Here is a 13,208-nt window from a genome sequence, read left to right as displayed (position 1 = left end):
GATACCAAACCAAACGATAATTTTATTGAGCAACTCACACTAAATGCCGAAGCGGCGGTTAATCATTTGGCAGAAATGGGCGTAGGTGACAGAAATCGTATGGCAGTTGGCGGGCATAGCTACGGTGCTTTTATGACTGCCCACTTATTGAGCCACACAAAGTTATTCAAAGCAGGAATTGCACGAAGTGGAGCTTATAACCGCACACTGACACCATTCGGTTTTCAGGCTGAAGACCGAACTTATTGGGAAGCACCTGATTTGTATTATAAAATGAGTCCGTTTAGCTACGCTGATAAAATCAAAACGCCACTTTTATTGATTCATGGCGACTCTGATGATAATCCTGGTACATTCCCAATCAATAGTGAGCGTATGTTTGCGGCTATCAAAGGGCACGGCGGAACGGTACGTTTTGTGTTTTTACCTTACGAAGCTCACGGCTACCGAGGTAAAGAAAACCTACTTCACATGCTTTGGGAGCAAAATGAATGGTTGAAGAAATATGTGAAAGAAGCTAAATAAGTCGATAGTCCACTGACAACAGTCGATAGTAAAACGCCCAGCTATTGAAAAATAGCTGGGCGTTTTTGATTTTACTGCTGTAATATTTTACGAGTTGGTCGAATCAACGTTGCTTTTTTATTTCGTTGAGCCATTTTATGTTGATTAATAGCAACATCAATATTATCCAAATCCTTTGGTGTTAAGCCTCGACTATCTACAATTAAATCAATTTCGAGAGGTTCTTTTATGAGTCCCATGATTTTATTTATTAAAATATTGATTGACTAATTTTGTAGCGGAAGCAGTATCTATAACCATATTATTATTAAAAAGCACTTCCGCCCCTAATGTTTTAGCATAATGTTCTCGTAGTGCTGATTTTGCAACGAATGAAACATATCCTCCAAAATCCATTTCAAAAGCTACTTTACAGGCATAAGCAAACAAGTTTCCTGCAACACCTAAATATATTTTATTTTTTCCTCTATTAAATTTAGCATTTTCGACTAAATGCAGGAAAATATGCCCTTGTCGCACTTCTAAACTCATTAAACCTTGAATGATTTTTGAATTGTCTTTGATTGTAAATTTGTAAACTTGTTTCGATTTATAATTTATTTCTTTTTTCCAATCAAACAGCCAATCGGCTTTTTTTATTTCAGAAGCTTTTACTTCACTTATTTCTGTGTCAAATCTATCGCCTGAAAAAGCATTTTCTATAGAATTAGTAAGTTTATCTATTTTTTCAGAGATATAATTCATGATACAATTTAATCAATTTTCTTTTATAATCAAAGAAAGTGGGTCTTTCCGAGACTGATATTATTTCTTCGGCGGAATTGTCCCCATTTTGATTAAAACCGCATCCGTGAGGTCGTCTTTTCCATTATCGGCAGAATAGAGCATCACGGTATTTGATTCTCTATTTCCTGAATCAGCATTTCTTCTGAACACAATCTTATAACCTTTTTCGGCAGCTACGGTCTTGATAGTAGCATTTACTTTTTCTCGAATTGCCAAAAATTTATCTTGAATCATTTTTTGTAATTCGGTCTCTGAATTTGCTTGAAATTCTTCTGCATCTTTTTTTAGGTTCTGCACAAGTTTTAGTTTAGCATTTAAAGAATCTGTCGTAAGACCCGTAATATCTTTCATCATGGCTTGATAAGCTTCATATTCTTCTTGATATTTTTTTGCTTTTTGCTCGAGTTTTGTTTCAAAACCTACTTTTTTTGAAGCGATTTCGGCTTGAAGATTCTTCATTTCTTTTACATTCTGAAGAATATAATCTTCATAAACATACGCAAGTTTTAGGCCTTGTGTAGCTGGCTTAGGTGCTTGTGAAAATCCTAATTGACTGATTAGTAATATAATAGCGATAAAAACTGTTTTTTTCATTAGTTTGATTTGGGTGTTTTTTTAATCAAAATTACGGAATATTTCTTACTGAAAACAAAAAAGACGAGTAAAACTCGCCTTTTTAAGGTCTGAACCGCAGGTCTGACCTTCTTTACATTTGCACTATGATAAAACGTCAGACCTGCGGTTCAGACGTTTATTAGATTCTTGACAAGATTTGCTCGCCCATTGCATCTGTTCCCAAAATCATATCTTTTGGTGTGTTGGCATCTGCAATATCGCCCGTACGGTAGCCAGCTTTCAAAGTGGCATCAACGGCCGCAATAATCGCTTCCGATTCAGCTTTTAAACCAAACGAAATATCCAACATCAAAGCTGCTGATAAAATCGAAGCGAGTGGGTTTGCAACGCCTTTGCCTGTAATATCGTGAGCAGAACCGTGGATTGGCTCATAAACGCCCGTGCTATCTCCGATTGAAGCCGAAGCTAACATTCCCATCGAACCAGCAATTTGAGAGGCTTCGTCGGTAAGAATATCTCCGAAAAGATTACCTGTTACTACTACATCAAATTTACGTGGGTCTTTGATGAGGAGCATGGCTGCTGCGTCAACAAATTGGTGTTCGAGTTGTACTTCTGGGTAGTCTTTGGCTACTTCAAGCACTACTTCACGCCACAAACGGCTACTTTCGAGTACGTTTGCTTTATCAACCGACATCAATTTTTTGCCACGAGTCATGGCAGCATCGAATGCCTTGCGTGCGATACGCTCAACTTCGTATTTTGAATAAATCATTGTGTCGTAAGCTGTATTTCCTTCGTCGATACGCTCACGTTTTCCGAAATAAACATCACCTGTTAATTCACGGAAGAACAAAATATCTGCTCCTTTCAGAAGCTCTGGTTTGATACTTGATGCCTCTAATAATTCATCAAAAAGTTTGATTGGTCGAAGGTTTGCGTACAAGCCTAATTCTTTACGCATTTTCAATAAACCTTGTTCTGGACGAACTTTTGCAGAAGGGTCATTATCGTATTTTGGATGACCAACTGCACCGAATAAAACGGCATCAGAGGCTTTCATTTTTACGAGTGTTTCTTCTGGAAGCGGGTCGCCAGTTGCTTCGATGGCAGCGTGACCGATGAGTGCTTCGTCATAAGTAAATTCATGACCAAATTTTGCAGCGATTTTCTCTACAACTTTTTTACCTACGGCAGTTACTTCCTGCCCAATTCCGTCACCTGGGACGATTAGAATATGTTTTTTCATGTTTTTGTTTTACTTTTTTACCACGAAGAACACTAAGATTTTCACAAAGTACTCAAAGGATAACTCTTTTTATTCCATTTTTTAGAATAGATACATTAAAATTTATAAGGAATCCTAAATTGAATTTACCCAAACGCATGTATGTCAGTACTTGTGCCAAATGCACATCATTAAGGGCTTCAACGGATTTTAACTCTACAACAATTTTATTTTCAACTAATAGGTCAAGTCTATAACCACACTCAAGCTTGACTTCCTCGAAAATCAGAGGCATTGGTTTTTCTTTCTCAACAAATAGGCCTGATTTTTGAATTTTATAGTAAAGGCACTCTTTATAAGCACTTTCTAAAAGTCCAGGCCCTAAAGCCTTATGAACTTCTAAAGCACACCCAAGAATTTGATAGTCTAAACTTTGAGAACTTTGTGCCATACTTTGTATCTTTGTGGTTAAAAACAAAAATCATATCAAATTCAACATCTTCTGAGTAGCTTTGATTGCTGAAACAGTTTGGTCTGAATCTAAACCACGAGTTTTGAAGCTTTTTTCGTTGTATTCCCAACTAATGATGGTTTCACAAAGTGCATCGGTTTTTCCACCTGGCGGAATCCTTACGGCATAGTCTGTCAGCGTCGGAAGACTTAGTTTTTTCTTCACATAAATCTTCTTCAAAGCATTCATAAACGCATCGTATTGTCCATCGCCTTGAGCGTTTTCTTCAAAAATATCCTCGTCGATTTTTACCATTAAAGTGGCCGAAGGGCGAAGATTTTTCGAGTGAGTCATCACATAATTAAGTACATGCACACGCTCGGCAACTGCTTCACTATCAAGCACATCGGAGATAATATATGGCAAATCTTCTTTCGTAACGACTTCTTTGCGGTCGCCGAGTTCGATGATTCTTTGCGTAACTTTCTTGATTTCTTCGGGCGAAAGAGAAATACCAATTTCTTGGAGATTTTTCTCAATATTGGCCTTACCTGATGTTTTGCCGAGAGCATATTTTCGAGTACGTCCGAAACGCTCAGGCATCAAATCGTTGAAATAGAGATTGTTTTTATTATCGCCGTCGGCATGGATACCAGCCGTTTGCGTAAATACGTTTTCACCAATAACAGGTTTATTGACAGGGATTCCAAAACCCGAAAAAGTTTCTACAATCTTACTGACCGTATAAAGCGACTGCTCAACAACCGAAGTAGTTACATCGGGAATAAAATCGTTGATAACCGCAATAACACTTGATAATGGAGCATTTCCTGTGCGTTCGCCCATGCCATTTACGGTCAGATGCAAACCCTGCACGCCCGCACGAATGGCTTCCATGACGTTGGCTACGCTTAAATCATAGTCATTATGAGCGTGAAAATCAAAATGCTGATTGGGATAACGCTCAACGATAGCCTTGATAAAATCGTAGGTTTCGTAAGGCGTTAAAACCCCCAAAGTATCGGGCAAAAGTACTCGTTTGATTGGCTGAGTACTCAGAAAATCGAGGAATTGAAAAACGTATTCTTGTGAATTTCGCATTCCGTTGCTCCAATCTTCCAAATAAACATTGGCTTCAATACCTCTTGATTTTGCCAAAGAAATAACTTGGGCAATTTCGTCAAAGTGCTGTTCGGGAGTTTTTTTCAACTGGTGCGTCAGATGATTCATCGAGCCTTTGGTCAATAAATTCATTACTTTCGCACCTGCTTGTTGCATCCAATTGATTGAAGCTTCGCCATCAACAAAAGTCAAAACCTCCACTTTATCCAATAAACCGTGTTCTTTTGCCCAATTGGTGATTTTTTGTACTGCCAATAATTCGCCTTCCGAAACACGAGCCGAAGCCACTTCGATTCTATCGACCTTTACTTCGGTGAGTAGCATCTGGGCAATTGCCAGTTTTTCGGTAGCTGAAAAAGATACTCCGCTGGTTTGTTCACCATCACGGAGCGTTGTATCCATTATTTCAATGTGTCGCATCTTCAATTTTGAATGTGCGAATGATAGAATGATAGAATAATAAAATGGTTTAACCCATTCACTCATTCATTCATTTAATCATTCAAAATTAATAAAGACTCTTCTCAGCAAAGGCCGAAATCTCTGATTTTACAGACTGGAGATAATCAATATCATCGTAGCCGTTAATCATGTTGTTCTTTTTATAGCCGTTTATGCCGAAACTCTCCGACTCGCCCGTTGCTAAAATTGTAATAGTTTGGGCAGGAAGGTTTACTTCAAGTTCGGTATTTGGGTCTGCCTCGATAGCCGTGAAGATTTTATGCAAAAACTCTGGACTAACTTGTACTGGAAGAATACCGATGTTTAGGGCATTTCCTTTGAAGATATCAGCAAAGAAACTCGAAACTACACAACGGAAACCGTAGTCGTAGATTGCCCAAGCGGCGTGCTCACGGCTTGAACCACTACCGAAGTTACGGCCACCTACAAGGATTTTTCCAGAGTAGATTGGGTTATTTAATACGAAGTCTGCTTTCGGAGTATCGTCAGCGTTATAACGCCAGTCTCTGAATAAGTTTTTGTCGAAATCGACTCTGCTTGTTGCTTTCAAGAAGCGTGCAGGAATAATTTGGTCGGTATCCACATTTTCGATTGGCATCGGAACTGCGGTGCTTTTTAATATAGTGAACTTATCGTAAGCCATTTTTTTAGAATATTTTTTACCACGGAGGCACGGAGAACACGGAGTTTCACAGAGGCGAACTTAGTATTTTAAGTGTCTTTCGTGGTGAATTTTAAAATTGATTATAAAAACTCTCTTGGGTCAGTAACTTTTCCTGTAACCGCGGCTGCTGCTGCCACTAACGGAGAGGCCAAAAGTGTTCTTGCACCTGGCCCTTGACGGCCTTCAAAGTTTCGGTTTGATGTTGAAACTGCGTATTTTCCAGCAGGAATTTTATCATCATTCATCGCTAAACACGCCGAACAACCTGGTTGACGAAGAGCAAAACCAGCTTCAGTCAAAATATCCAAGATACCTTCTTCTTTGATTTGAGATTCTACAATGTGCGAACCTGGTACTAACCAAGCCGTTACGTTATCCGCTTTTTTACGTCCTTTCACGATTGAAGCAAATGCACGGAAATCTTCGATACGGCCGTTTGTGCAGCTTCCCAAGAAAACATAATCAATTGGTTTACCGATGATTTGGTCGTTTTCGGCAAAGCCCATGTAGTTCAATGATTTTGCATACGAAGCAGCACCATCCAATACATTGGCAGCTTGTGGGATATTTTTAGAAATACCTGTTCCAAGGCCCGGGTTTGTACCGTAAGTGATTTGTGGCTCAATTTCAGCCGCATCGAACGTATATTCTATATCGAAAACTGTTCCTTCGTCGGTTTTGAGAGTTTTCCAGTAAGCCAAAGCTTTTTCCCAAGCTTCGCCTTTTGGAGCTTGCTCACGGCCTTTCAAGTAAGCGAAAGTAGTTTCGTCAGGGGCAATCATGCCACCTCTCGCACCCATTTCGATTGACATATTACAAACCGTCATACGTCCTTCCATCGTCATATTTTCAAAAACTTCGCCTGCATATTCGCAGAAATAACCCGTTGCACCTGCTGCCGAAAGTTTTGAAATAATAAAGAGTGTTACGTCTTTTGGTAATACACCTTTACCCAATTTACCATTGATTGTCACACGCATTTTCTTTGGTTTTGGCTGCATGATACATTGCGAAGAAAGTACCATTTCTACCTCAGAAGTACCAATTCCGAAGGCAATTGCACCAAAAGCACCGTGCGTAGAAGTATGAGAGTCGCCACAAACGATAGTCATTCCTGGAAGTGTGATACCATTTTCTGGCCCTACTACGTGTACGATACCATTTTTTGCATGACCTAATCCCCAGTGCGAAATGCCGTATTTAGCCGAGTTGGTTTCCAATGCTTTCAACTGATTGGCCGAAAGTGGGTCTTGAACTGGTAAATGTTGGTTGATTGTTGGTGTATTATGGTCGGCTGTTGCAAATGTGCGATTTGGGAAAAGTACGCCTAAACCACGACTTTCGAGACCCAAAAAGGCAACTGGACTCGTTACTTCGTGAATGAAGTGGCGGTCGATGAATAAAACGTCGGGGCCGTCTTCGATGTTACGAACAACGTGGGCATCCCATACTTTGTCAAATAATGATTTTGGTGCTGACATATTGATTATTATAAATTTTCTATGTCGCAAAATTGAGTATAATAACCTAATAATGATTAACGAAATACGACCAAAAAATAACGTTTTTGGTTTAAGCGATTTTATTGGGCGTAAAACCGTATTTTTCTTTGAAAGCCTTGATAAAATGCGACACACTCTCATAACCGATTTCGAGACTTATCTCCGAAACGTTTTTCTTTGAGTTTTGTAGAAGAAAATAGGCATACTCCAAACGCTTATTTCTAATCCAAGCGGCGGGCGAAGTATGAAATTGAAGTTCAAAATCACGTTTGAAGGCAGAAAGGCTTCGCCCCGAAATTTGGGCTAATTCGGCAATTGAAAGGGGTTTTAGGTAGTAATTTTCAAGAAAATAGGCCAAATCTGCTTTCTGACCTTGATAGATATTAAAAAGTGTCTGACGAAATTGGTCGCTGCGGTCGAGTTCGATGAGATGCAGCATTAACTCATTAAATTTCAGTCTTAAAAACTGATTCATTAGCTTAGTGCGAGTGCTAAAAAATGGAATCAGCGAATCAACAAACTTATCGAAATTTTCGCTGCTTTCGAGGCTCAAGATTTGTTCGATGGCGTTTTCGGTCAAATCCTCAAAAAGTGTGAGGTTTTGAGCCACAAATTCCTTCAGTAAGTTTTCGGGAAAGAAAAAAACAAGGCTTCTGTAATTGACATCTATCGACTCATTCATTGAGTAGCAGCCACGCTGAAAAAAGAGAATCTGACCTTTCTGAACGTGAATATCTTGCGTAGGAGAAATAAACTTTTTTTCGCCTTCGAGTACATAAATAATGGCGTGTTCCTCAAAGAAAATCTCGTTTTTTGAAGGGTAAATATTATTTCGATAAGCCACAAAAGTCATGTCCTGGATCTGCAAAGACTCAAATTCTTTTGAACTTATCGAAGAAGGAACACGTAGCATATCTTTGACTTTTGAAAGGTTTATCTATAAAACTGACTTTTAATAGCCATAGATTTAGTATTCTAAAATCAATGTTTCGGCAGGAATATTTAATTTTTTATGCAGTGTACGAATCATTGAAAGGCTCAATTTTCGATGACCATTCATTATATCAGACTTACGACTACGATTTCCAAGTATTTTACTGAGTTCGCTTTCTTTTAGGCCCATTTGTTCTAAACGAAACTTAATAGCTTCTAATGGATGCGGTGGAGCAATGGGATAATGTATTTTTTCATATTCCTTTACCAACAGTGAGGTAATTTCAAGTTCTGCCTCCTCCTCCGAATTAGCTTGTATATCCATTTGCATCAATTCGTATATACGCTCCAATGCGGCATCATATTCGGTTTCTGTTTTAATTAATTTTTGCATAACTAATCTTTTTTGCGTCAATTTTATCATATTCTGCATGTGTACCAACCCAAACAACAAAGAGTATCTGTAAACGATATTCGATATCAACAATCAAACGATATTTACTACCATGTATATTAAAAATTACTCTTTTCTCGTTTAAAATAGAAGCGTTTACATATTGTTGTTTCAATTCTTGGGGTGTTTTCCAAGTTGCTTTTTCGGTCTCATCATACCAGCTTCTTAGAGCTTGTTCGGCTTGATGCTCACTATCCCAGAATATTTTCAATGTTTTTACCGAAATAATTCTCACTTTACAAATATATTAAAATGTACCCAAAATGGTTACAAATTTGTCAAAATAATTTATTGGCATAGATTTAAACTATGCCAATAATCTAAATCAATCAATAAACCTTCTCATAATATTCCGCCGCCATGCGGTCAGAGTCGAAGAACGCATTTACATCATTCATGCTTTGTAAAACCATTTTTTGCCATTCGTCGGGGCGGTCATAGTATGTTGGTAGTATTTTATTTTCGAGCATATCAAGCATATTATGAATATCAACTCGGTCTCGTTCCCAATCAGGTGAATGAGGTGCAACTGGCACAACGAATGAGTTTTGTTCGGTTGCAAATTCACAAACCCAACCATCAAAAGTCGAGAAATTGAGCGAAGCATTCATGGCTGCGGTCATTCCACTCGTTCCTGATGCTTCACGGGTAACAATTGGCGTATTGAGCCACACATCAGAGCCATCTTTGATAAGTTTCGATAAATTCAATTCATGCCCAGTCAGCACCGCCATATTTGGGTAAAGATGACTCAAATAATACAACTGATTGAAATTATTGATTGCTCCACCATCAAACGGATAAGGTTTTCCTGCCCAAATAAACTGAATCGGATATTTGGTGTTTTTCATTAATTTATCGAAGCGTTCACGGTCACGAGTGAGCAAATCGGGGCGTTTGTAAGCAGCAAATCTTCTTGCCCAAATGATTGTCAGCACTTCTGGTTTAAAGAGTTTGCCTGCTTGGTCGGCTACGGTTTTGAATAATACTTCTTTCAGCTCCTTTTTGCGAGAAGAGATAGTTTCTACATCGCCTTTCTTGCGAGCTTCTTCCAAAATATCGTCAGCCCAGTAAAGATTATTTTGGGCGTTGGTTACGTGCGTAATTTCACAAATTCCTTCATAATCGCCCCACATTTTGCGAGAAACATCGCCATGAAGCTTCGAAACGGCATTGGCTTTTCTGCTCAAACGCAGAGCAACTAACGAGTGATTGAAAACATTATCAGTAATTCCAGAAATCTTTCGAACTTCATTCATCGGTACACCAGCAAAGAAATTCATGTTTTCGAGCATATTGATGTCGTGCTTTTCGTTGCCAGCTTCTTCGGGTGTGTGAGTTGTGAAAACTAAACGTTTTTTTACATCGGCAACTTTTCCAAACTTCTTGTACAGATGAAAAGCTCCTGAAAGTGCATGAGCTTCGTTGAAATGATAAACGTCGGGTTCGTAATTGATTTTATCAAGAAACGTAGTTCCGCCAATACCCAAAAGCATACATTGAGCTACTTTTATCGAAGCATCAGCATCGTAAAGGTGGTAGGATAATGACCTGCCCCAAGTATCATTTCCATCGGTGTCGGTGGTCAGAAAAAACATCGGAACGGTGCCAAAAGTTGTCGGAGGCAAGAAATAGGCCGCTACCCAAACCGCTCGATTTTGGATATTCATTTGGAAACGAACGCCCGTATCTTGCAAAAAACTATACATTTTCTCACGAAACTGCACGGCCATGCTGTTGTCGGTATTACGAACTTGGTCGTAGTAGCCGTATTTCCACAAAATACCAATTCCAACTAGGTTTTGCTTCAACTGATACGCACTACGCATGTGCGAGCCAGCCAAAAAACCGAGTCCACCCGAATAGGTTTTCAGTGCTTGGTCGATGGCAAACTCCATCGAAAAATAAACGGCAGATTTCTTAAACTTTGGGGCAAAGGCATACGGATGAGCAAATTGCTCAGGAAGATTTTTCATTTTATCATAGGTTATTTTCTATGACAAATGTAGAGAATTTTCTGAATTTACGAATTAAGAATTAAATTTTTGGCAAATAAATTATAAAAGTTGCCCCCACGTTTACTTCACCTTTTGCGGCAATAAATCCACTCAGTCGGGTGACAATTTTTTTGCAAATAGCCAAGCCAATACCTGTGCCTGAGTAGGTTTTATTGGTGTGTAATCTTTGAAATAAATCGAAAATTTTATTGGCATATATTTGGTCAAAACCTATTCCATTATCGCTAATTTTGATACAATGATAAGTAAGATAAGGAATAGCATTTTCTTCATTGATAAATCTGCCATTTACTTCTTCTGCATGAATTTTGATTAAAATAGGCTGATTTTGCTTTGCATAAATAATCGAATTTTCAATGATATTTGTAAATAACTGATTTAGTAAAAATTCAAGGCCTTTGACAACAGGTAGGGGCGATATCTCAAAATTAACTGCTGTGTGAGGCGATGTTTCTTGGATCTGGTGTTTTACGCTTTCAAGTATTTGGTTTAAATCGCAGTACTCCGAAGCAATAGTCATTTCATTGGCAGCAGCATATTTCTGCAAATCATTTAGAAGATTTTGCATTCGATGCACTGACGTGAGTACCTTTGTTAGGTATTGCGTAGATTGTTCAGTAATCGATTTATCTTCAATGACAAGGCTGGTGAAAAGTTGTATCTTCCGAAGTGGCTCTTTGAGGTCATGGTTGGCAATAAAATTAAAACTTGCTAACTCTTCATTCATTTGCTGAAGTGTTTGATTTTTTAGTTCTAACTCTTCGGTACGGACCTTGACTTTTTCTTCCAAAGAAGCATTCAATAAATTCAGTGCTTTTTCAGATTCTTTTACCACCGAAACATCAGTATTTGTGCCAAACCACTGAATAACTTGGTTATCTTTATTTCTGATAGCAGTAGCACGCGACAAGAACCAGCGATATTCGCCATCTTTTCCTCTTAATAAGAAAGTATCTTCCCAATCTGTACCTTTTTGGATCGCATTACTAAATTTTTCTACTACTCCAGCTACTAAATCTGGGTGATGTACTTTCTGCCAACCCCATCCTTGCATTTCTTCGAATGTCGTGCCAGTGTACTCATACCAACGATCGTTGTACCAATAAATATAGCCCTCGGCATCAGTCATCCATGCCAATTGTGGAATAGAGTTTGCTAAAGTCTTAAAGCGTAGTTCGTTTTGCTTAGTTTCTTCTTGTATATTTTTTTGTTCGGTAATATCCTGTGCCGCTAAAATGCTGTATTTGGGTTTGGGTGGCACAAAAGAATGGTCGAAAAAGATATTCATTCTCACCTTCAACCATCTAGTTTGATTGTCGGGTAAGATAATTCGATGCTCAACCTCCATGAAGTCATTCGAATGATTACTTAATAATCCTTCAATTTTCTTTTTCATTTCCACCTTACAAAGAGGATGAATTGTTTGGTGAAAGGTTTCTCTGCTTATTTGACGTTGACTTGTAGACAACCCGTACATGTGAGCGGCCTCAGTAGATAAAGTAACGGTATTGGTGGCATAATTGATTTCTGCAATGCCTACATTTGCAACTTTTAGTCCGGTATATAGTAACTGACTTCCTTTTTCGAGTTTTTCTAAAGTTTCTTTTTGTAAAGTAACATCTCTAGAAGTGGCAATGATTTGTGATACATCGTGACTTTTGTGACGAATAGGCGAAACCATCACATCCCACCATTTGGGAGTGCCTTTGGCTGTTGCACAAAAAGCCGTGAAGTTTGCCGATTCTCCTTTTTTAGCTTTTTCAACTGCCGACCTAACAAGGTCACGGTTTTCTTCACCCCATAAATCCCACCAGTACCTATATTTAAATTCACCAAAATCATCGATTTCCATCTGGCACAACCCATTGAAGTTCATAAAATGAATTCTGCCTTCCACATCAATTACTTTTAAGCAATCGGGGCTACTTTCTAGCACTGTTCTATTAAAGTCATTGTCGAGGTTACTATTATTCGAAAAACTTTGCTCGTTTTTTACTGTGATGATAGAAACCCGATAGTTGTCTAATGAAAAAGCTTCTATGGCACAGTATATCTCTTTGTTGTGCTTATCGTAAAGAATATTATTCGAAAATTGCTTATCTGAAGAGGATGACTTTTCACTTATTAGCGTAGTATCGGTCTTGGTGCCAAAAAGTAATGAGCAGCTATTGCCTACTAGTTCGTTTGCTGAATAATTGACAATTTCGCAAAAAGCATTATTTACGAATACAATTATTTCATCCGCCGTACTTGCATTGTTTTCTTGTACTAAAACAGCTTCATTGATTGAATTCAGTAGTTGCTCATAAATTTTTAAGTTAGACATATACTTTTGGTGTTTTTAGCTTCAAATAGGCAGCAAAATCTTATTAGTAAGGTATCTGTGGTATAGAGTTTAACTTAAGGATATAAAATACTATGGTTTTAGGCAAACCAATTTTTGGATTTATATATCAAACAATTGAAAAGAACAAATTGTTATACCAC

14 protein-coding genes are annotated in these 13,208 nt (G+C 38.3%); 1 reads left to right on the top strand and 13 read right to left on the bottom strand.

Annotated features, from left to right (window positions below):
- Positions 1 to 525 (top strand): alpha/beta hydrolase family protein (locus tag ACOVO2_RS19925; protein ID WP_421771664.1); only part of this gene is annotated, 525 nt, incomplete at its 5' end.
- A gap of 71 nt (positions 526 to 596) precedes the next feature.
- On the opposite strand, the gene ACOVO2_RS19920 is transcribed toward ACOVO2_RS19925, so the two are convergent.
- The 13 genes from ACOVO2_RS19920 to ACOVO2_RS19860 form a co-directional block, all read right to left on the bottom strand.
- Positions 597 to 764: a hypothetical protein gene (locus tag ACOVO2_RS19920; RefSeq protein WP_421771663.1), complete on the bottom strand. Its 168-nt coding sequence runs from the start codon at positions 762 to 764 to the stop codon at positions 597 to 599.
- Between the two features lie 4 nt (positions 765 to 768).
- Positions 769 to 1,269, bottom strand: coding sequence for a hypothetical protein (locus tag ACOVO2_RS19915; protein ID WP_421771662.1), 501 nt, complete (start codon positions 1,267 to 1,269; stop codon positions 769 to 771).
- 60 nt (positions 1,270 to 1,329) lie between these two features.
- Positions 1,330 to 1,905, bottom strand: coding sequence for an OmpH family outer membrane protein (locus tag ACOVO2_RS19910; RefSeq protein ID WP_421771661.1), 576 nt, complete (start codon positions 1,903 to 1,905; stop codon positions 1,330 to 1,332).
- A gap of 160 nt (positions 1,906 to 2,065) precedes the next feature.
- On the bottom strand, positions 2,066 to 3,136 hold the full coding sequence (leuB, locus tag ACOVO2_RS19905) for a 3-isopropylmalate dehydrogenase (protein WP_421771660.1): 1,071 nt from the start codon (positions 3,134 to 3,136) through the stop codon (positions 2,066 to 2,068).
- A gap of 52 nt (positions 3,137 to 3,188) precedes the next feature.
- A complete protein-coding gene (locus ACOVO2_RS19900) occupies positions 3,189 to 3,566 on the bottom strand; it encodes a GxxExxY protein (RefSeq protein WP_421771659.1) in 378 nt (125 codons plus the stop codon).
- 30 nt (positions 3,567 to 3,596) lie between these two features.
- Complete coding sequence (locus ACOVO2_RS19895) at positions 3,597 to 5,108, bottom strand: alpha-isopropylmalate synthase regulatory domain-containing protein (protein ID WP_421771658.1); 1,512 nt, start codon at positions 5,106 to 5,108, stop codon at positions 3,597 to 3,599.
- A gap of 88 nt (positions 5,109 to 5,196) precedes the next feature.
- The gene (gene leuD, locus ACOVO2_RS19890; protein ID WP_421771657.1) at positions 5,197 to 5,793 is read right to left on the bottom strand and encodes a 3-isopropylmalate dehydratase small subunit; all 597 of its coding nucleotides are present in this window, start codon (positions 5,791 to 5,793) and stop codon (positions 5,197 to 5,199) included.
- A 101-nt stretch (positions 5,794 to 5,894) separates the two neighbouring features.
- Complete coding sequence (leuC, locus tag ACOVO2_RS19885; RefSeq protein WP_421771656.1) at positions 5,895 to 7,295, bottom strand: 3-isopropylmalate dehydratase large subunit; 1,401 nt, start codon at positions 7,293 to 7,295, stop codon at positions 5,895 to 5,897.
- Between the two features lie 91 nt (positions 7,296 to 7,386).
- Positions 7,387 to 8,229, bottom strand: coding sequence for an AraC family transcriptional regulator (locus tag ACOVO2_RS19880; protein ID WP_350267205.1), 843 nt, complete (start codon positions 8,227 to 8,229; stop codon positions 7,387 to 7,389).
- 54 nt (positions 8,230 to 8,283) lie between these two features.
- The gene (locus tag ACOVO2_RS19875) at positions 8,284 to 8,643 is read right to left on the bottom strand and encodes a helix-turn-helix domain-containing protein (protein ID WP_421771655.1); all 360 of its coding nucleotides are present in this window, start codon (positions 8,641 to 8,643) and stop codon (positions 8,284 to 8,286) included.
- Positions 8,627 to 8,914: a type II toxin-antitoxin system HigB family toxin gene (locus ACOVO2_RS19870; RefSeq protein ID WP_421771654.1), complete on the bottom strand. Its 288-nt coding sequence runs from the start codon at positions 8,912 to 8,914 to the stop codon at positions 8,627 to 8,629. Before ACOVO2_RS19870 ends, ACOVO2_RS19875 begins: the two co-directional genes overlap by 17 nt.
- 118 nt (positions 8,915 to 9,032) lie before the next feature.
- The gene (gene glgP / locus ACOVO2_RS19865; RefSeq protein ID WP_421771653.1) at positions 9,033 to 10,679 is read right to left on the bottom strand and encodes an alpha-glucan family phosphorylase; all 1,647 of its coding nucleotides are present in this window, start codon (positions 10,677 to 10,679) and stop codon (positions 9,033 to 9,035) included.
- Positions 10,680 to 10,740: 61 nt separating this feature from the next.
- Positions 10,741 to 13,047 carry a PAS domain-containing sensor histidine kinase gene (locus ACOVO2_RS19860; RefSeq protein WP_421771652.1) on the bottom strand — a complete coding sequence of 769 codons (2,307 nt, stop codon included), beginning with the start codon at positions 13,045 to 13,047 and terminating at the stop codon, positions 10,741 to 10,743.
- Positions 13,048 to 13,208 lie beyond the last annotated feature (161 nt).

Source organism: Emticicia sp. (assembly GCF_049241225.1).
Classification (GTDB): Bacteria; Bacteroidota; Bacteroidia; order Cytophagales; family Spirosomataceae; genus Emticicia.
This window is presented reverse-complemented; position numbering and strand designations above follow the sequence as displayed.

What these genes read in the sequence shown, in the direction of transcription:
- ACOVO2_RS19920 (WP_421771663.1), bottom strand. Translation starts at nt 764, where the DNA reads ATGGGACTCATAAAAGAACCTCTCGAAATTGATTTAATTGTAGATAGT.
- ACOVO2_RS19915 (WP_421771662.1), bottom strand. Translation starts at nt 1,269, where the DNA reads ATGAATTATATCTCTGAAAAAATAGATAAACTTACTAATTCTATAGAA.
- ACOVO2_RS19910 (WP_421771661.1), bottom strand. Translation starts at nt 1,905, where the DNA reads ATGAAAAAAACAGTTTTTATCGCTATTATATTACTAATCAGTCAATTA.
- leuB (WP_421771660.1), bottom strand. Translation starts at nt 3,136, where the DNA reads ATGAAAAAACATATTCTAATCGTCCCAGGTGACGGAATTGGGCAGGAA.
- ACOVO2_RS19900 (WP_421771659.1), bottom strand. Translation starts at nt 3,566, where the DNA reads ATGGCACAAAGTTCTCAAAGTTTAGACTATCAAATTCTTGGGTGTGCT.
- ACOVO2_RS19895 (WP_421771658.1), bottom strand. Translation starts at nt 5,108, where the DNA reads ATGCGACACATTGAAATAATGGATACAACGCTCCGTGATGGTGAACAA.
- leuD (WP_421771657.1), bottom strand. Translation starts at nt 5,793, where the DNA reads ATGGCTTACGATAAGTTCACTATATTAAAAAGCACCGCAGTTCCGATG.
- leuC (WP_421771656.1), bottom strand. Translation starts at nt 7,295, where the DNA reads ATGTCAGCACCAAAATCATTATTTGACAAAGTATGGGATGCCCACGTT.
- ACOVO2_RS19880 (WP_350267205.1), bottom strand. Translation starts at nt 8,229, where the DNA reads ATGCTACGTGTTCCTTCTTCGATAAGTTCAAAAGAATTTGAGTCTTTG.
- ACOVO2_RS19875 (WP_421771655.1), bottom strand. Translation starts at nt 8,643, where the DNA reads ATGCAAAAATTAATTAAAACAGAAACCGAATATGATGCCGCATTGGAG.
- glgP (WP_421771653.1), bottom strand. Translation starts at nt 10,679, where the DNA reads ATGAAAAATCTTCCTGAGCAATTTGCTCATCCGTATGCCTTTGCCCCA.
- ACOVO2_RS19860 (WP_421771652.1), bottom strand. Translation starts at nt 13,047, where the DNA reads ATGTCTAACTTAAAAATTTATGAGCAACTACTGAATTCAATCAATGAA.